This window comes from Variibacter gotjawalensis, assembly GCF_002355335.1.
Taxonomy (GTDB): domain Bacteria; phylum Pseudomonadota; class Alphaproteobacteria; order Rhizobiales; family Xanthobacteraceae; genus Variibacter; species Variibacter gotjawalensis.
The window spans coordinates 217,749-234,632 of sequence record NZ_AP014946.1 but is presented as its reverse complement, the minus strand read 5'-3'; the positions used below and the strand labels follow the sequence as shown (position 1 = coordinate 234,632).

The following is a 16,884-nucleotide window of genomic DNA, read 5'->3' as shown; positions in this document are numbered from 1 at the left end:
GCCCGCGAAAGCGGGCATCCAGCGAGCGCCCGGCAGGGCGCGGTAACTTGGCCTAGCGAGAACGCTACCGCGTTGTTTGAGCGTGCTGACGCACGCGGGCTGGACCCCCGCTTTCGCGGGGGTGAGCGGGAGAGGGGGCGGCCGGCATGACCGCGACGTCTTCCCCGGCCGCAAAGCCGCATTGGAGTGAAACGCTCAGCGTTTATCTCAAGCCGCGTGTCCTCATCGTTATGATGCTCGGCTTCGCGTCGGGCCTTCCGCTCGCGTTGTCTGGGTCGTCGCTGTTGATCTGGATGCGTGAAGCCGGTGTCGATCTCGGTACCATCGGCCTCTTCGCGCTGGTCGGCACGCCCTACACGCTGAAATTCCTCTGGGCGCCGGTGGTCGACGGGCTCGACGTGCCGGTGCTCTCGCGCGTGCTCGGGCGGCGGCGCGGCTGGCTCGTCTTCGCGCAGCTTCTATTGGCGGCCGCGATCCTGTTCCTTGCCGTGCAGAATCCGGCGGCCTCGCCGTGGTTCGTCGCGCTCGGTGCACTGCTCGTTGCCGCAGCGTCGGCGACGCAGGACATCGTCATCGATGCGTTCCGCGTCGAAACGCTGGAAGAGCGCGAGCAGGCGGCCGGCATGGCGTCCTTCGTCGCGGCCTATCGTATCGGCATGCTGGCTTCGACCGTCGGCGCGCTTTACGTCGTCACCGGCTTCGAGTGGCTCGGCTTCAGCAAAACGGCCGCGTGGCAGTGGAGTTACGCCGCGATGGCGGCGCTGGTCGGCATCGGCATCGTCACGACGCTCATCGCGACCGAGCCGCATGAAAGCGACGAGGTGAAGGCTGCGCGGGCGAGCGAAAATCCGGTCGGCCGTGTCGCGAAGGCGGCTTATGGCGCGTTCAACGAGTTTCTCAACCGCGAGATGGCGATCGTCGTGCTGGTGTTCGTCATCTTCTACAAATTCTGCGATGCATTCGCGGGCACGATGACGGCGCCGTTCGTGATCGACCTTGGTTTCACGCGGACCGACTACGCGAATCTCGTGAAGGGCGTCGGGCTCATCGCGACGCTGGTCGGTGGCTTCGCGGGCGGCTATGTCGCGCGCGCTTTGCCGCTGACGACGTGTCTGTGGATCGGCGCATTTCTGCAGGCGATCTCGAACCTCGTGTTTTCGTGGCTCGCGTTCGTCGGGCTCAATCATTGGGCGCTGACGGCCGCGATCATCGCGGAGAATTTCACCGGCGCGATCGGCACCGTGATTTTCGTCGCGTATCTCTCCGCGCTGTGCAATTCGCCGCTGCATACGGCGACGCAATTCGCATTGCTGACCGCGCTCGCGGCGGTCGGGCGCACGTATCTTTCAGCGGGCGCAGGGTATGTCGCGGCGCGCACCGGGTGGCCGCTGTTCTTCGTGCTGTCGACGCTGGTCGCGATACCGAGCCTCGTGTTGCTCGCGATCCTGCAGGCGCGCGGGCATTTCGCGCAGCTCGGCCCCGTCCGCGTCGTGGCGGCGGATGATTAAATCTGCGTGCGCTGCCGCATCGCGGCGGCGAGCGTTCCCTCATCGAGATAATCGAGTTCGCCGCCGACCGGCACGCCGTGCGCGAGGCGCGTCACTTTCACGTTCGCGCTGTGCAGCAGGTCGGTGATGTAGTGCACCGTCGTCTGCCCATCGACGGTCGCGTTGAGCGCGAGGATCACCTCGGTGACCTCGGGCGCATGCGCGCGCTCGACCAATGCGCCGATGGTGAGGTCGTCCGGGCCGACGCCGTCAAGCGGCGAGAGCGTGCCGCCGAGTACGTGATATTTCGCATTGACGGCGGTGGCGCGTTCGAGCGCCCAGAGGTCGGCGACGTCGGCGACGACGATGATCACATTGTCATCGCGACGCGGATCGCTGCACACCGTGCAGGGGTTTTGGCTATCGACGTTGCCGCAGGTGTTGCAGACCGTGATGGTCTCAAGCGCCGTTTGCAGAGCGCCGGCGAGCGGCGCCATCAAAGGCTCACGCTTCTTGATGAGGAACAGCGCAGCACGCCGCGCCGAGCGCGGGCCGAGGCCCGGCAGGCGCGCCAGCAGCTGGATCAGCCGCTCAATCTCGGGACCCGCAACAGCCTTCGGCATCTCAACTATGTTTCCCGTTGAAGAATCGGGAAACATAGCCTCGATTCTTTCTGAAGCATGATCCTATCCGAAAACCGGTGTCCACTTTTCGGGATCATGCTTAGAGTTCAAGATCTCCGATGACCGAAGGATCCGACAACCCGTGCAGGCGCGAGGCGGCGAGCCGCGCATAGCGCAGCAGCATGCTGCGGCGGGTGGCGGCCGGGAGTTTGTGCTCGGGCGCGTCGCGGATGATCTCGGCGCCGTAGCTGTCGGCGACGATGAGGCCCGCGTCTTCGGGAAATATCTCGATCGGCACGTGCGGCGCGGTGGCGAACCACAGGCGGTCGCAATGCCAGCGGTATTCGGGCCACTTCTGGTCGACGCGGAAATCCTCGATCGAGGATTTGATCTCGACGATCCAGAATTCACCGTCGCGGCCGAGCGCGGCGAGATCGGCGCGGCGGCCGGAGGCGAGCGGCATCTCGGGGACGGCCGCGAAGCCCAGCTGGCGCAGCAGGCGGCAGGTGCCGCGCGCGACCAGCAAGGCGGTCGGCGACTGACGGCCGTCGCGGATGATTGTCGTTGTGGTTGTCAGCGACTCGATGAGCATCAACCGACCATGCCACGGCCGGGGCGGAACGTGAACACGCGAATGCGGCCCGGCGTCAGGGTCTTGTCAGCAATAACGAATCCGGCCGCGTCGGAATGCGGCGCCAGCGCCCGTCGGTGTCCTCGAAGCGCCAGCTGTCGCCGCGCTGCGGCGCGATCAGGAGTTGCGTGCGGTCGATCCGCCAGGAATTGAGGCCGAGCCTCGCGATGCCTTCGTCGCAGCCCGGTTTGACGCGCAGCGCGTAAGTCTCGCGGGTGCCCGGCGTGTTCATCAGCGTGATGTGGCAGAGCGGCGGCCCTTCTGCGCGTGCGAAGGCCCAGTCACCGATCAGCTCTTCGGGCTTGCGCTGCTCGGCGGCGGTGCTGGCGACGCTCTGCAGGAAGACGAGACCTTGGCCGGGCCGCTCGCCTTCATAGAGGCCGCCTTCGACTTCGGTGAGTTCGAGCACGCTTTGGCCGCGTGCATTGATCAGCGCGATTGCCTCGCGTGCGCCGATTTTCCAGGCGACGACCTCGCGCGGAAACGGGAAAATCTCGAGACAGCGCTTGTCCCATTCGAGCGCGAAGCCTTGACCGGCGGGGGTGTTCTTCAGCGTCAGCTGGCAGCTGCGGTCACGTTCGGCGTTCGACATCTCCCAGGTGCCGATCAGCGCGCGCGGGGGTTCCTGCGCGGTTGCTGCGCCCGCCATCGCGATCAGAGCTATCATCACGATGAGCAGACGCATCAATCGTCAGCCTTTCCAGGGTGTCTCGGGCACCGGCGTCAGCGGCGCCTTGCCGGATTTCCACGCCCGCAGATTGTCGACGACCAACTGCTCCATTGCGGCGCGGGTTGGTTTGGTCGACGAGCCGAGATGCGGGAACATCACGATATTCTCGTTGGCGATCAGATCCGGGTGGACTTCGGGCTCATTCATGAACACATCGAGGCCGGCGGTGAGGATCGTGCCGTTCTTCAAGGCATCGAGCAGAGCCGCCTCATCGACCACGGTGCCGCGCGCCATGTTGATGAGGATGCCGTCGGGGCCAAGGGCTTTGAGCACCTCTGCGTTGATGAGGTTCTTGGTCGCCGCGCCGCCCGGCGTGATGACAAGAAGAACATCGACGTCTTTGGCCATCTCGACGAGGTTCGCGTAGTGGCGATAGGCGACGTCCGGCTGCTTCGTTCGCGTGTGGTACACGACCGGCACGTTCATCGCGTCGAGACGGCGCGTAATCGCCTTGCCGATGCGGCCGAGGCCGACCATGCCGACCGTGCGATTGCGCAGCGATGCGGTGAGGCGGTAATCGCCACCCGGCCACTTGCCGGCGCGGAGAAAACGCTCCGATTGCGGAAATTCGCGGACGGTCGAGAGCAGCAGGCCAAGCGCCGTGTCGGCGACTTCTTCGTTCAGCACATCGGGTGTGTTGGTGACGGTGACGCCGCGGGTTGCCGCGTGCTTGGCGTCGATGTGGTCGTAGCCGACGCCGAAGCTGGAGATGAATTTCAGGTTCGGCATGCGGTCCATCATGGCGGCGTTGACGGCGCCGGGCGGGCCGGCGTGAGCCGCAGCGACGATCGACGCGCCGTGTTTCGTCAGCCAGGCGTCATCGACATCCTTCGGATTGAAGATGTGATGAACGTGAAAATCCTCCGCCAAACCCTCGACGATGATCTTCTTCGGGGGGCCAAGGACCAATACCGCTGCCTTCTCGCCGGCCATTCTAACGCTCTCCTCCGCGGTGCCGCTGATTTTGTGCGGCTTTCGGGCGCGCACCATGCGGTGACGGAGAGCATTTGCCAAGGCCGTGCCGGCGATTTTCGCGGATGATGACGGCGTCGCTGTCAAGGTCGCGCCGGGGATAAGCTCGCGGCTTTTTGGCTTGCGTTTCAACGCGGAAGCTAGGAACAATGCGCGCCACAATCAGAGGCAGCGCAGGGCCGGAACAACAACGGCACCGCGCGTGTAGGAGGAGCGAGTATGGCGCCAGTCCTGGTCAAGGACGTTCGTAAGCAGTTTGGTGCGACCAAGGTGCTGCACGGGGTCGATGTTTCCATCAGCGACGGCGAATTCGTCGTGTTGGTCGGCCCGTCGGGTTGCGGCAAGTCGACGCTGCTGCGGATGATTGCCGGGCTGGAGAACATCACATCGGGTGAAATTTCGATCGGCGGGCGTGTCGTCAACAACATGCCGCCGAAAGAGCGCGACATCGCGATGGTGTTCCAGAACTATGCGCTCTATCCGCATATGACGGTGCGCGACAACATGGCGTTCTCGCTCAAGTTGAAGAATGCGCCGCAGGAAGAGATCGACAAGCGCGTGAAGCCGGCGGCCGAGATCCTCGGGCTCGTGCCGTATCTCGATCGTTATCCGCGTCAGCTCTCCGGTGGCCAGCGCCAGCGCGTCGCCATGGGTCGCGCGATCGTGCGCGATCCGCAGGTGTTCCTGTTCGACGAGCCGTTGTCGAACCTCGACGCCAAGCTGCGCGTCGCGATGCGCACCGAGATCAAGGAGCTGCATCAGCGCCTGAAGACGACCACCGTCTACGTCACGCACGACCAGATCGAGGCGATGACGATGGCCGACAAGATCGTCGTCATGCATGACGGTATCGTCGAGCAGATCGGCGCGCCGCTCGATCTCTACGACAATCCGGTCAACACATTCGTCGCGGGCTTCATCGGCTCGCCGGCGATGAACTTCCTCAAGGGCTCCGTGAAGGCGAACGGCTCGACGAATTTCGTCGGACCCGGCGATGTAACGCTTCCGGTTGCGGCTCCGGCTGCGTGGGGTGGGCGCGCTGTCACCTGCGGCGTGCGTCCGGAGCATTTCGTGCTGGCGGATGACGGCGCGGAAGCGGTCGTGCATGTCGTCGAGCCGACCGGCTCGGAAGTGCAGGTTGCGGCCAGCATGGGCGGTCAAGACGTGATCGCGGTGTTCCGCGAACGCCACATGTTCAAGCCGGGCGATAAGATCCGCCTCAAGGCCGATCCGAAGTTGGTGCATTTGTTCGACGACGCCGACGGCGGCAAGCGGTTGGTAGCGTAAAGGGATCACGCACGGGCTGCATCCTTTCAGCTGTCATCCCGGAAGCCGCGAGTTCGCGGCGAACAAAGTGCGCGGAGCTCGCGAAGCGAACCGCGAACGCGGCTATCCGGGATCCACGCACCCCAAGCCTAGACAGGGATACTTGGATCCCGGCTCGCGCGAGCACAGCTCGCTTGGCCGGGATGACAGCCCGCGGGATTTTCAGGTGACGACGGTCGATAGTGCGAATTCAACGCCTGCGTTCGGCGAAGAGCAAATACAGTCCGGAGCCGATGACGATCGATGCGCCGATCAAGGTGTATCGATCCGGCAGCTGATCGAAGAAAATGAATCCGGACGCGATCATCCAGACGATCTGCGTGTAGCCGAACGGCGCGAGGACGGCTGCCGGCGCGAGCCGGTGGGCGAGGATCAGCAGATAGTGCCCGAAGGCTCCGGCGGCACCGATAAACACCATCAGCATTGCGATGAACCAGCTCTGCGGCGGGGTCCAGACGAAGGGCAGGATGAAGCTGAGCGCCACGATGCCGACGATGTTCGAATAGAACAGCGTCGTCTCGCTGGAATCTGTACGCGATAAAAGACGCGTCGCGATCGAGTAGGTCGCATAGCACATCGCGCCGAGTACGCAGAGCAGAGCTGCCGGATGCATGCCGCCGATGCCGGGCCGCACGACGACGAGCACGCCGAGAAAGCCGACGATGATCGCGCCCCAGCGCTTGCGCGACATTTTCTCGCCGAGCAATGGGCCGGATAGCAGCGCGATGATGAACGGAGTCGAGAACAGGATCGATGCCGTCTGATCGAGCCGCAAATAACGGAGCGCGATGACATTCAGCACGGTCGACGCGAGCAGTAGGATCGAACGCCCAATCTGCAGCGGCAGCCGCGATGTCCGGGTCAGACCCGGATACGTGAACGGATTGACGAACAGAAATGCGAGCAGGAAGGCGGCGGTGTAGCGCGCCCACACGACCTGCGCGGTGTCCATGTAGTTGTTGAGATACTTCGCGGTCGAATCCAGACACGCGAAGAAGAACACCGCTCCCATCATAAGCAGAATGCCCTTCAGGCGCTGCTTGCGCTGAAGGTCTGGATCGGACGGGAGCGTGGTACTCATCAATACGTCGCGCGGCCGCCCGAAACGTCGAAGACAGCGCCGGTCGTGAAGGAGCAATCCGCCGAGGCGCAGAAGGTGATGACAGCGGCGACCTCGTCGACCTGGACGAAGCGGTTGCGCGGAATCTTGGAGAGCATGAAGTCGATATGCTCCTGCGCCATTTGATCGAAAATCGCTGTCTTGGCGGCGGCCGGTGTCACGCAATTGACGCCGATGTCGTAGCCGGCGAGCTCCTTGCCGAGCGATTTCGTCAGCGCGATCACGGCGGCCTTAGACGCCGAGTAAGCGGAAGCGTTCGGGTTGCCTTCCTTGCCGGCGATCGAAGCAACATTGACGATGCGGCCGTAGCCGTTCTTGATCATGCCGGGCACGACTGCGCGGCAGCAGTAGAATGGGCCGTCGACGTTGATCGACATCACCTGCGCCCACGCGGCCGGGTCATATTCCCACGTCTTCGCGTTCGGGCCCGCGATGCCGGCGTTGTTGACCAGGATGTCGATGCGGCCGAAGGCCTTCACGGTCTCGTCGCGCGCGCGCTCGACTTCGGCGAGTTTCGTCAGGTCGACCTGGACCGCGATGACTTTGCCCTTGGCGGAGAGTTCCTTCGCGGTCTTTTCGGCGAGTGCGGTGTCGCGATCCCAGATCGCTACGCTGGCGCCGGAGGCAAGGAAACGCTCGGCGACAGCGCGGCCGATGCCTTGCGCGCCTCCGGTGACGGCGGCGAATTTTCCCGACAGATCGAACTTCGTGCTCACGTGAAGGCTCCCCAAGGCGATTTATGGTTGTCTAGCGAATGGAATACCCGCTGGCGACCCAATAAATCCGCATGCCGGATGCGCTTCAACCGGCTTTGCAAGCGGCGTTGCGTCGCGTCGCGCGGTCGGCTTAGTTTCGGCTCCAAGAACGGAAACGAAGGGTCCAGGGATGCAATACGACGTCACGCTGATCACGATCAGGCCGGCGACCGCCGGCAAGGCTATGGCGAAGCTCGCCGAGACGGCTCCGGCGGCGCCCGGAAAGCTTCTCGCCTGCTGGCAGAGCGAGATCGGCAACCTCAACCAGATCCTGCTGATCCGCGAGCATGCCTCCGCGCAGGCGGCGGCCGACTATCGCCAAGGGATCGTGGAGAGCGAGGACCCATACGGCGTCGGCGAATGGACGAATTCGAGCGAGAGCGACACCTATGCGGTGCTGCCGTTCCTGAAGCCTTTGCAGCCCGGGACGTATGGCCCGTTTTTCGAGGTGCGAACCTATCTGCTGAAGCCCGGCAAGGCGGCGAGCACGATCGAGCGCTGGAAGGAGGCGCTGCCCGCACGGCTTGAGCGTTCGCCACTGCTCACTTGCATGAACTCGGTGAGCGGGCGGCAGACCCGCTTCCTGCACATCTGGCCGTATCCGAGCCTCGATAAGCGTTACGAAGTTCGCCAAGGCGCCATCAAGGACGGCATCTGGCCGCCGAAGGGCGGCGGCGAGAACACGCTGTGGGATCAGCGGAGCGACATTTACGTGCCGGCTCCGTTTTCGCCGATTAAGTAAGCGTCACTCCGCGGCTTCGAGCCGCGTGACATTCTCGGGCAGCTCCGTGGCGGGCTCGTCGCGGCGCGAGGCGAGGGCGACGCGATTGCGCCCGTCCTGTTTCGCGCGATAGAGCGCCGCGTCCGCGCTCGCCACCATGTCGCGGACGGCGTGTGATGTGCTCGGGATCGCAGCGACACCCAGCGATGCCGAAACCTTGGCGCCGTTCGGCTCCGAGAGAGCCTCGATGGCGGCACGCAAGGATTCGGCTTTTTGCGCAGCCGCGTCGAGGTCGCAGTTCGGCATCACGACGATCAGCTCCTCGCCGCCGTAGCGACATGCGATATCGGTATCGCGCAGTTGGCTCATGATGACGGCGGCCGTGTCGCGCAGGACCGAGTCGCCTTTCGCGTGCCCGTGCTGATCGTTGAGCCGCTTAAAGTGATCGAGGTCGATCATGATGACCGACACTTCCTGCTTCTCGCGGTCGGTCATCCGCACCGTGCGCTCCAGCGCATCCTCCATGTAACGGCGATTGTAGAGGCCGGTCAGCGGATCGCGCAGCGCCTGGCTGCGCAGCTTGTCGCGCAGCGAGATGTTGGCGAGGGCGAGCGACATCGCGTCGGCGAGCGCCGAGCCTAGCCCCATTTGCTGTTGCAGCCGCTCGACCGCGTTTTCGCCGCTCGCGAATATCTGCAGCAAGCCGAGAATCTCGCCGCGCGCGATCATCGGAATTTCGAGTACGTCGAGATTGCCCGTGTGATGCTCGCAGCTGAGCTTCTTGCCGTCGGCGCGGTTGATGTGCGGCTTGCCGCGCTTCATCGCCCAGCATTGCTGCAGCCCGATCGAATCCGGCAAATCCTCGCCGGCCTGGTTCCACGTCGTCGAGAGCGTGAGGCGATCGCGCGAATTGTTGAAAACGTACAGCGCGCCGCCAAAGTCAGGCATCAACTCGCTCGCGGCCGATCGCAACACGACGTTGGCATCTGAGCGCTCGGTCGCGCTCTGCAGCATCTCGGTCATCTCGAAAAGCTGTGTCACCTGTTCGCGTGACGCGTTTGCGGCGCAGACCGCGATATCGCGCGCCTTGGCGTCACGCGCGCCGGTGCGCGCGGTGGCGGCAAAGGCGCATATACAGAAAATGCCCGACAGAATTTGCAGGATCAGCGCGAGAGTTGTTGCGTTCTGGATGCGGAGCTGCGTATCGCCGATGACCTCCTTATAGCGATCGATGTCGATCGTCATCGTCTTGAGCAGGTTCGACGCAATGCCGGATACGTCGCGGGTCAGATACACGGCGCGCGCTCGATCAGGCTGTCCGACATTGAGCGCCGCGATGATCTCGGCCCAGTGAGATTTGAGCGTCTCGAGAACTTCGCTCGTCGGGACCGTCGCGGTGCCGCGCCATGTCATTTTCGGCAGTGCATCGGAACTTTGCGTGTTGAGCACATTCAGCGCCCGCGAATAGGCGCCGAAATCGGTTTGATCGCTATGCTGCAGAACAAGTTCGAGCACCGCCAAATGCGTCCACGCGATGCTGTGCTGCATGCGCATCATCGCATGCGTTTGTAAGCGAACTTGAGCGACGTCGCTCTGCTGTCTGTCGATGTAGAGGAATGTTGCGAGAACGCACATCAGCATCACGGAGATCAATCCGCAGGTCAGCCACGAGGTAACCGTCATCCCGACTTTACGGCTGCGCTCGGAAATCGTGTGCGTGTCAATTGTGAGCATAAAATTGCAGTCCTGAAATAGCGCAACTAGTAGTCGATCAATGGGGTCAGGATCGCATGCAGACCTTTTCGTGTTGATTAAAGCGATCGCGAAAAGACAACTGTACAATGTGTTTGCGTGAGAGATTTTCTCTCAGATCAACCGTAAGCCTTTGAAGCTCGCGTGGCCTTCTTTGCCGACGATGATGTGATCGTGAAGCGCGATACCGAGAGACTTTGCAACTTCTGCGATTTGCCGCGTCATTTGAATGTCGGCTTGCGACGGCGTGGGATCGCCGGAGGGGTGATTGTGGACAAGGATGATGGCGGTCGCGGATAGTTCGAGCGCGCGCTTCACCACTTCGCGCGGATAAACGGGCGTGTGATCGACTGTGCCGGTTTGCTGCACTTCGTCGGCGATCAGCTGATTGCGCTTGTCGAGGAAGAGAATGCGGAATTGTTCCTTGTCCGCAAAAGCCATCGCGGTGTGGCAATAGTCGATCACCGACGACCATGACGACAGAACGGGCCGGCGTTTCACTTGGCCACGTGTCAAACGCTGTGCCGCAGCGTGAATCGCCATCAACTCCGTGATGACGTTATCGCTGAGCTCACTGACTTCGCTGAGACGTTCGGGCGAAGCCGTGATCACTTCGGAGAACGAGCCGAATTTCTCGATCAACGCCTTCGCAAGCGGTTTGACGTCGCGACGTGGGATCGAGCGGAAGAGCAAAAGCTCGAGGAGTTCGTAATCCGCCAGGGCATCGGCGCCGGCGTCGCGAAAGCGCGCGCGCAAACGTTCACGATGGCCGTAATAATGCGGCGCCTCTTCAAGACCTTTCGCGTGTTCGCCCATGCGGGCGAATGATCATGCGCGGAAGATTGGTTTGTCGAGGCCTTTCGGCGAACGTGTGAAAACTTCCACGCCGTTTTGCGTCACGCCAACCGTGTGTTCGAACTGCGCCGACAACGAGCGGTCGCGTGTGACAGCTGTCCAGCCGTCCGACAAAACTTTAACGTGTGGGCGGCCGAGATTGATCATCGGTTCGATCGTGAACAGCATGCCGGGCTTGAGCACGATGCCTTCCGCCGGACGGCCGACATGTACGATGTTCGGTTCGTCGTGGAAGAGACGGCCGAGACCGTGTCCGCAGAAGTCGCGCACGACGCTCATGTGCTGCGGCTCCACGAAAGATTGGATCGCGTGACCGATATCGCCCGTGGTGCTGCCGGGGCGGACGGTCGCGATGCCGCGCTCCATTGCTTCGTGCGTCACGTCGATGAGGCGCTCGGCGCGGCGGGGAATTTCGCCGATCGCATACATGCGGCTCGAGTCGCCGTGCCAGCCGTCGAGGATCAGCGTCACGTCGATGTTGACGATGTCGCCCTCGCGCAACGGCTTGTCGTTCGGGATGCCGTGGCAGACGACGTGATTGATCGAGGTGCAGGACGATTTGCGATAGCCGCGGTAGCCGAGCGTCGCCGGGAAGGCGCCGTGGTCCATGCCGAATTCGAACACAAGATTGTCGATGTGCTCGGTGGTGACGCCCGGCTTGACGATGGGGGTGAGCATATCGAGGCATTCGGCGACGAGGCCGCCGGCCTTGCGCATCCCCGCAAAGGCGTCCTTGCCGTAGAGTTTGATCTGGCCGTTCTTGCGCAGCGGTGCGGTCGCTGCTTCCACGTAAGTCATCATCTGTCCTGCTGTTACGGGCAAAATAGGCGAGATTTCTCGGCGCGCAACCCGTTTTCGGCGCACGCCGGGGCGGATCGCCTTCCGCTCCGGCTTGCGCTACAAATTTCGCTCAAACAACGGGTTATCGGGAGGAGGACCGCTCATGCCTTACGTCAATGTGAAGATCACGCGCGACGGCGCGACCGAGCAGCAGAAGGCCGACGTGATCAAGGGCATGACGGACGTGCTGGTGAAGGTGCTCGGCAAGAACCCGGCATCGACCTTCGTCGTGATTGAGGAAGTCGACATGGAAGCCTGGGGCGTCGGCGGCGAGCCCGTGAAGGCGATCCGAGCGAGGGCGGCGAAGAAGGGGTAGGGCAAATTCTCGGTCGTTGCGGCGTTCTCGAAAACCCTCTCCCGTTTACGGGAGAAGGTGGCGAGCGCTGTGCGAGCCGGGTGAGGGGAAATCGCGGTATTTGCAATTGCCGCTTGCCCTCACCCTGACCCTCTCCCGCAAGCGGGAGAGGGGACGCTAGAGGCGTGAAGCCCAGTTACAGCTCAACAGGCACGCGCGTCCCGAACTCAATTCCTTCCGACGTGATGTTCGTCGTGTAAGCCAGCACCTCAACGCCCACTTCGTGCGCGGTCCGCAAAGCCCGAGCATAAGCCGGGTCGATATCGGCGGCCGGCGCGAACCGCTTTGCCGATCCGATCTGAATCAGAAACAGCATCACGGCGCGATTGCCGGCGCGGACCATCGCGGCGAGTTCGTGCATGTGGCGCGCACCACGCACCGTCACGCTGTCGGGAAATTCCGCGAGGCCAGGCGTGCGCATCAAATGCACGTTCTTGATCTCGACGTAACACGGCGGCTTGTCTGGATGCTCGAGCAGAAAATCGATGCGCGAGCCTTCGCCGTATTTCACTTCGCGCCGAATGTTCGCATAGCCGGCCAACTCCGGGATCGCATTCGCGGCGAGCGCCGCCTGTACGATGCGGTTCGGATGAGCCGTGTTGACGCCGACGCATTCGATGCCGGCGCCGAGATCGACTTCGACAACCTCCCACGCATACGGAAGCTTGCGTTTCGGATCGGAGGATTTCGACAACCACACGCGCGAGCCTGGCGCGGCGAGCCCCGTCATCGCGCCCGGATTGGCGACATGCGCGGTGATCTCCTCACCGGACCGCAGCACGACGTCGGCGAGGAAGCGCTTGTAGCGCCGCACCAGAGTCGCGGGGATAAGCGGCGGCGAAAAACGCACCGTCAGGCAGGAAGCTTCGGTGCACTCGCCAGCAGCTTAGCGCCGTCTTCGTAAAGCTGGCGTGTCAGCTCGGCGGCGCCGACCTCGCGACCAAGCGCGGCGGCCTGGCCGGACCACAGCGGCGTGAAGTCGCCGAGGCCTTGTTTCTCGGCGGCAGCCCGCAGGGGCGCGACCGCGGCGGAAGCGGCCGGAAAAGGCAGCGCGACATCGTTGATCGGGCCGAGTTCGCGCATCAGCCGATTGACGACGCCGCGCGCCGGACGGCCCGTGAAGAGGTTGGTGAGCGCGGTATTCTCGGCATCGCGGCTCTTGAGCACCCCGCGATGCAGCGCGCTGACTTTCGCTTCCGGCGTGAACATGTAGGCGGTACCGATCTGAACTGCGTCGGCGCCGAGCATGAAAGCCGCCGCGACGCCGCGCGCATCCGTGATGCCGCCGGCCGCGATGACCGGCACGTCGACCGCATCGACGATTTGTGGCACGAGCGCGAAGGTGCCGATCTGCCCCGATACGTCGTTGCTATTCGGGTCGAGGAAGATGCCGCGATGGCCACCGGCTTCCGCGCCCTGCGCGATGACAATGTCGGTGCCGTGCTCGGCGAGCCAACGCGCTTCCGCGACAGTTGTTGCCGACGCGAGAATGACGATGCCGACGTCTTTCAGCGTCTGCATCATTGCGGCAGGCGGCAGGCCGAAGTGGAAGCTCACAACGCGCGGATTGATGGCGAGCGTGAGTTCGAGAAATTTTTCGTCGAACGGATTGCGTGAGGCGGACGTGCCGGGCTGCGGCGAAACACCGTGCTCCTGATGATAGCCGGACAAACGATTCTGCCACGCGGTCTCCTGCGCTTCGGAGTATTTCGGCGGCGTGTGACAGAAGAAGTTGAGATTGAAGCTGCGGTTGGTGAGGCCGCGCATACGCTCGGCCTCACTGGTGAGTTGCTCCGGGCTGAGCATCGCGCAGCCGTACGAGCCGAGACCGCCTGCGTTCGACACTGCCGCGACGAGTTCGGGTGTCGAGACGCCGGCCATCGGTGCCAGAATGAGAGGGATATCGATCTTGAGCAGATCGAGCAGCTTCTGTGTCTGGCGCATGTGAATAACCTGAACGCGTGCGGACAACTCCGTCATTGCGAGGAGCGGCGAAGCCGCGACGTGGCAATCCAGAAGCCAGAAAGAAAGAGCTGGATTGCTTCGTCGCGTTGCTTCGCAACTGCTCCTCGCAATGACGAGGAGAGTGGTGTTTCGTCAGGCAGCGATATTGCCGCCCAGCTCCTCGTCGATGTGGGTGCGGATGATGTCGTCGAACGAGTCCTCGGCCTTGAAGCCGAGTTCGCGCGCGCGCTTAGCGTCGACGCGTTCGGCCCAGCCGCCGACGACGCGCATGATGAGTTCGTCTGGCTCGCGGCGAATGCGCGACGCGACCTTGTCGCCGGCGACGCGGCGCAGCGACTCGATCTGCTCGCCGACCGTGACGTTGACGCCCGGCATCGTGAGGTTAAGGCGATGGCCGAGCTGCTCTTTCGTCAGGCCGGCCGCGTGAATGAGGAAGCCGACGGCCGACTGCGGCGTCGCATGCGTGTGGCGCACGCTCTCGGAGACCGGGAGGATCGCCTCGACGCCGGCGAGCGGCTCGCGGATGATGCCGGAGAAGAAGCCGGACGCCGCTTTGTTCGGCTTGCCGGGGCGCACGCAGATGGTCGGCAGGCGAATGCCGACGCCGTCGAGGAAGCCCTTGCGGGTGTAATCGGCGAGCAGCAGCTCGCAGATGCCTTTTTGTGTTCCGTATGACGTCAGCGGCGTCAGGTGGAATTCGTCCGGGATCGAATGCGGGAACGGCGCGCCGAAAACGGCAACCGACGATGTGAAGACGAATTTCGGATGATAGTCTTCGCCGGTGCGGCGAACGGCCTCGATGAGGCCGAGCATGCCGATCAAGTTGATGCGGTAACCTTTGTCGAATTCGAGTTCGGCTTCGCCCGATACGATCGATGCGAGGTGGAAAATGACGTCCGGGCGCTCCGACACCATCTTGGCGCTCTGCTTGGTGTCGGCGATGTCGGCCGCGTAAGCCTTGACCTTGCCGGTGTAGCCGGCCGGCGCCGCCGGTTTGACGATGTCCGTGAGCGTGAGCTTGTCGATGGCTTGGCCGTTGAGGCCGTCTTCTCGAACCAGGCGCTCGGTCAGTTTGCGGCCAATCATGCCGGCCGCGCCGGTGATCAATACGTGCATTGTTGCCTCCGTCGGAATTTCTTTTCGTTTCAGCGCGATGCGCAGCGGACGCCAGCACTAACGCATTTGCGCGCGTAACGGAATGCTTGTGCGGGTCGCCGCGCTTTGCAAAAATCGCACAACAAGAATTTGACCCAAGGGAGTGAGACCATTGCCAATCCCGCAATCTTTCCAAGGCCGTCTGCGTTTGCCCGCCATCGCGGCCCCGATGTTTCTGTGCTCCGGGCCGGATCTGGTGGTCGAAGCCTGCCGCGCCGGTGTGGTCGGCACATTCCCGGCGCTCAACCAGCGCACCTCCGAGGGTTTCGAGGCTTGGCTTGAGGAAATCCAACAGCGGCTCGACAGCCACAAGGCCGAGCACCCGGCGCCCTACGGCGTCAACCTGATCGTCCACAAGTCGAACCCGCGCGTCGATGCGGACCTCAAGCTCTGCGTCAAGCACAAGGTGCCGCTGATCATCACATCGCTCGGCGCCGTGTCGGAGCTGGTCGAAGCCGTGCACAGCTACGGGGGTCTCGTTTTCCACGATGTCATCAACATCCGCCACGCCGAGAAGGCCGCGGCGGCGGGGGTCGACGGCTTGATCGCGGTGTGCGCGGGTGCGGGCGGCCATGCCGGCACGATGAGCCCGTTCGCGCTCGTCAGCGAAATCCGCAAATTTTTCCACGGGACGATTTTGCTATCCGGCGTGATGTCGACGGGACGCCATATCGCGGCCGCGCAGATGATGGGGGCGGATCTCGCCTATATCGGCACGCGTTTCATCGCGACGAAGGAGAGCATGGCGGACGAGCGCTTCAAGCAGATGGTCGTCGACAGCACCGCGTCGGACATTCTCTACACACCGGCGATCAGCGGTGTTTCGGGCAACTTCCTGAAGCCCAGCATCGTCGCGTCAGGCGGCGATCCGGACAATATGCCGGTCAACGACAAGGGCTATACGAGCGGCCATGCGCGGGCCTGGAAGGACGTTTGGTCGGCCGGGCAGGGTGTCGGTTCGATCCACGATATCCCGACGATGGCAGAACTCGTCGCACATATGCGCCGCGAATACGTGAATGCGGTCGGCACCTTCGCGGCCGACGCGCGCGCCTACAGCAGTCCGGTGCGGGAAGCCGCTGAGTAGCTACCGGATCATCGCGGCGATGCGGTCTCGCCATGCGTCGGTGGATGTGCGGTCTCCGAGACCGTGCAGTTCGATAGCACGTTTCCAGCCGGCGACGCGAAAGCGGACGAACGGCGCTGGGCCGTCCTCGGTTTCGCGCGTCGCGGTCTCCACATTCGATAGTTGCGAGAACGGAATTTCCCGTCGCCAGACGCCGAGCGGGCCGCTTAGCTTGCGATACAGCGTGCGGCGATACTGGTGGAAGACGAGTTCCTGCACGCCGGCGAGTGCGATGATCACGAACAGCAATCCGACAAGCACCGCGAAGGCGATGCAGGCTGCCGCGAGGAGGAGCGTCCAGGACGGCTCGCTCCAGCGCGCATGGATGATGAACGGGTAGGGGATCATCGTGCCGCAGCCGAGGCCCAGAAACAGAGCGAAGGCTCTGATCCAGGCCGACAGGCTTTCACGATAGATGATGCGGCCGTTGTTCGCCTCGATCATGGGCGAACACTAGCGTGCAATGGTTTC

At 63.2% G+C, this 16,884-nt stretch carries 18 protein-coding genes; 5 read left to right on the top strand and 13 right to left on the bottom strand.

Going from position 1 to position 16,884, the window contains the following annotated elements; genetic code table 11:
* Nucleotides 1–146 precede the first annotated feature (146 nt).
* A complete protein-coding gene (locus GJW30_RS01070) occupies nucleotides 147–1,508 on the top strand; it encodes an AmpG family muropeptide MFS transporter (RefSeq protein WP_096350625.1) in 1,362 nt (453 codons plus the stop codon).
* Here the strand turns inward: GJW30_RS01070 and recR are convergent.
* The 4 genes from recR to GJW30_RS01050 form a co-directional block, all read right to left on the bottom strand.
* A complete protein-coding gene (recR, locus tag GJW30_RS01065; RefSeq protein ID WP_096350623.1) occupies nucleotides 1,505–2,110 on the bottom strand; it encodes a recombination mediator RecR in 606 nt (201 codons plus the stop codon). The genes GJW30_RS01070 and recR overlap by 4 nt on opposite strands.
* A 100-nt stretch (nucleotides 2,111–2,210) precedes the next feature.
* Nucleotides 2,211–2,702, bottom strand: coding sequence for an MmcB family DNA repair protein (locus tag GJW30_RS01060; protein ID WP_096358585.1), 492 nt, complete (start codon nucleotides 2,700–2,702; stop codon nucleotides 2,211–2,213).
* Nucleotides 2,703–2,757: 55 nt separating this feature from the next.
* Nucleotides 2,758–3,426, bottom strand: a complete 669-nt coding sequence (locus GJW30_RS01055; RefSeq protein ID WP_096350621.1) for an AprI/Inh family metalloprotease inhibitor — start codon at nucleotides 3,424–3,426, stop codon at nucleotides 2,758–2,760.
* 6 nt (nucleotides 3,427–3,432) lie between these two features.
* The gene (locus GJW30_RS01050; protein ID WP_096358584.1) at nucleotides 3,433–4,404 is read right to left on the bottom strand and encodes a 2-hydroxyacid dehydrogenase; all 972 of its coding nucleotides are present in this window, start codon (nucleotides 4,402–4,404) and stop codon (nucleotides 3,433–3,435) included.
* Between the two features lie 258 nt (nucleotides 4,405–4,662).
* On the opposite strand from GJW30_RS01050, the gene GJW30_RS01045 reads away from it, so the two are divergent.
* On the top strand, nucleotides 4,663–5,730 hold the full coding sequence (locus tag GJW30_RS01045; RefSeq protein ID WP_096350618.1) for an ABC transporter ATP-binding protein: 1,068 nt from the start codon (nucleotides 4,663–4,665) through the stop codon (nucleotides 5,728–5,730).
* A gap of 229 nt (nucleotides 5,731–5,959) precedes the next feature.
* Here the strand turns inward: GJW30_RS01045 and GJW30_RS01040 are convergent, their stop codons facing one another.
* Entirely contained in the window at nucleotides 5,960–6,850 is an 891-nt protein-coding gene (locus GJW30_RS01040; RefSeq protein WP_096350616.1) for a DMT family transporter, read from the bottom strand.
* Nucleotides 6,850–7,605: an SDR family NAD(P)-dependent oxidoreductase gene (locus tag GJW30_RS01035; RefSeq protein WP_096350614.1), complete on the bottom strand. Its 756-nt coding sequence runs from the start codon at nucleotides 7,603–7,605 to the stop codon at nucleotides 6,850–6,852. Before GJW30_RS01035 ends, GJW30_RS01040 begins: the two co-directional genes overlap by 1 nt.
* 169 nt (nucleotides 7,606–7,774) lie before the next feature.
* Here GJW30_RS01035 and GJW30_RS01030 point away from each other — a divergent pair, with 169 nt between their 5' ends.
* The gene (locus GJW30_RS01030; RefSeq protein ID WP_096350611.1) at nucleotides 7,775–8,386 is read left to right on the top strand and encodes an NIPSNAP family protein; all 612 of its coding nucleotides are present in this window, start codon (nucleotides 7,775–7,777) and stop codon (nucleotides 8,384–8,386) included.
* A gap of 3 nt (nucleotides 8,387–8,389) precedes the next feature.
* Here the strand turns inward: GJW30_RS01030 and GJW30_RS01025 are convergent, their stop codons facing one another.
* The 3 genes from GJW30_RS01025 to map form a co-directional block, all read right to left on the bottom strand.
* A complete protein-coding gene (locus GJW30_RS01025) occupies nucleotides 8,390–10,099 on the bottom strand; it encodes a GGDEF domain-containing protein (protein ID WP_096350608.1) in 1,710 nt (569 codons plus the stop codon).
* A gap of 132 nt (nucleotides 10,100–10,231) precedes the next feature.
* Complete coding sequence (gene radC / locus GJW30_RS01020) at nucleotides 10,232–10,933, bottom strand: RadC family protein (RefSeq protein ID WP_096350605.1); 702 nt, start codon at nucleotides 10,931–10,933, stop codon at nucleotides 10,232–10,234.
* Nucleotides 10,934–10,945: 12 nt separating this feature from the next.
* Entirely contained in the window at nucleotides 10,946–11,770 is an 825-nt protein-coding gene (map, locus tag GJW30_RS01015) for a type I methionyl aminopeptidase (protein ID WP_096358583.1), read from the bottom strand.
* Between the two features lie 145 nt (nucleotides 11,771–11,915).
* Between map and GJW30_RS01010 the strand changes: the two genes are divergently transcribed.
* The gene (locus GJW30_RS01010; RefSeq protein ID WP_096350602.1) at nucleotides 11,916–12,128 is read left to right on the top strand and encodes a tautomerase family protein; all 213 of its coding nucleotides are present in this window, start codon (nucleotides 11,916–11,918) and stop codon (nucleotides 12,126–12,128) included.
* A gap of 175 nt (nucleotides 12,129–12,303) precedes the next feature.
* Here the strand turns inward: GJW30_RS01010 and sfsA are convergent, their stop codons facing one another.
* The 3 genes from sfsA to denD all read right to left on the bottom strand — a co-directional run bounded on the left by sfsA (nucleotide 12,304) and on the right by denD (nucleotide 15,248).
* A complete protein-coding gene (gene sfsA, locus GJW30_RS01005; RefSeq protein ID WP_096350599.1) occupies nucleotides 12,304–13,017 on the bottom strand; it encodes a DNA/RNA nuclease SfsA in 714 nt (237 codons plus the stop codon).
* Nucleotides 13,018–13,019: 2 nt separating this feature from the next.
* Nucleotides 13,020–14,111 carry an NAD(P)H-dependent flavin oxidoreductase gene (locus GJW30_RS01000; RefSeq protein WP_096358582.1) on the bottom strand — a complete coding sequence of 364 codons (1,092 nt, stop codon included), beginning with the start codon at nucleotides 14,109–14,111 and terminating at the stop codon, nucleotides 13,020–13,022.
* A 153-nt stretch (nucleotides 14,112–14,264) separates the two neighbouring features.
* Nucleotides 14,265–15,248, bottom strand: coding sequence for a D-erythronate dehydrogenase (gene denD / locus GJW30_RS00995; RefSeq protein WP_096350597.1), 984 nt, complete (start codon nucleotides 15,246–15,248; stop codon nucleotides 14,265–14,267).
* A gap of 151 nt (nucleotides 15,249–15,399) precedes the next feature.
* Here denD and GJW30_RS00990 point away from each other — a divergent pair, with 151 nt between their 5' ends.
* Nucleotides 15,400–16,374 carry an NAD(P)H-dependent flavin oxidoreductase gene (locus GJW30_RS00990; protein ID WP_096350595.1) on the top strand — a complete coding sequence of 325 codons (975 nt, stop codon included), beginning with the start codon at nucleotides 15,400–15,402 and terminating at the stop codon, nucleotides 16,372–16,374.
* Here GJW30_RS00990 and GJW30_RS00985 read toward each other — a convergent pair whose 3' ends face one another.
* The gene (locus GJW30_RS00985; protein WP_096350593.1) at nucleotides 16,375–16,857 is read right to left on the bottom strand and encodes a hypothetical protein; all 483 of its coding nucleotides are present in this window, start codon (nucleotides 16,855–16,857) and stop codon (nucleotides 16,375–16,377) included.
* Nucleotides 16,858–16,884: the final 27 nt, after the last annotated feature.

Bases quoted from the DNA above. Each gene is read 5' to 3' on its own strand.
- GJW30_RS01025 (WP_096350608.1), bottom strand. From the start codon at position 10,099: ATGCTCACAATTGACACGCACACGATTTCCGAGCGCAGCCGTAAAGTC.
- GJW30_RS01010 (WP_096350602.1), top strand. From the start codon at position 11,916: ATGCCTTACGTCAATGTGAAGATCACGCGCGACGGCGCGACCGAGCAG.
- GJW30_RS01030 (WP_096350611.1), top strand. From the start codon at position 7,775: ATGCAATACGACGTCACGCTGATCACGATCAGGCCGGCGACCGCCGGC.
- recR (WP_096350623.1), bottom strand. From the start codon at position 2,110: ATGCCGAAGGCTGTTGCGGGTCCCGAGATTGAGCGGCTGATCCAGCTG.
- GJW30_RS01070 (WP_096350625.1), top strand. From the start codon at position 147: ATGACCGCGACGTCTTCCCCGGCCGCAAAGCCGCATTGGAGTGAAACG.
- GJW30_RS01055 (WP_096350621.1), bottom strand. From the start codon at position 3,426: ATGCGTCTGCTCATCGTGATGATAGCTCTGATCGCGATGGCGGGCGCA.
- GJW30_RS01045 (WP_096350618.1), top strand. From the start codon at position 4,663: ATGGCGCCAGTCCTGGTCAAGGACGTTCGTAAGCAGTTTGGTGCGACC.
- GJW30_RS01060 (WP_096358585.1), bottom strand. From the start codon at position 2,702: ATGCTCATCGAGTCGCTGACAACCACAACGACAATCATCCGCGACGGC.
- GJW30_RS00985 (WP_096350593.1), bottom strand. From the start codon at position 16,857: ATGATCGAGGCGAACAACGGCCGCATCATCTATCGTGAAAGCCTGTCG.
- GJW30_RS01000 (WP_096358582.1), bottom strand. From the start codon at position 14,111: ATGCGCCAGACACAGAAGCTGCTCGATCTGCTCAAGATCGATATCCCT.
- radC (WP_096350605.1), bottom strand. From the start codon at position 10,933: ATGGGCGAACACGCGAAAGGTCTTGAAGAGGCGCCGCATTATTACGGC.
- denD (WP_096350597.1), bottom strand. From the start codon at position 15,248: ATGCACGTATTGATCACCGGCGCGGCCGGCATGATTGGCCGCAAACTG.
- map (WP_096358583.1), bottom strand. From the start codon at position 11,770: ATGACTTACGTGGAAGCAGCGACCGCACCGCTGCGCAAGAACGGCCAG.
- GJW30_RS01040 (WP_096350616.1), bottom strand. From the start codon at position 6,850: ATGAGTACCACGCTCCCGTCCGATCCAGACCTTCAGCGCAAGCAGCGC.
- GJW30_RS01050 (WP_096358584.1), bottom strand. From the start codon at position 4,404: ATGGCCGGCGAGAAGGCAGCGGTATTGGTCCTTGGCCCCCCGAAGAAG.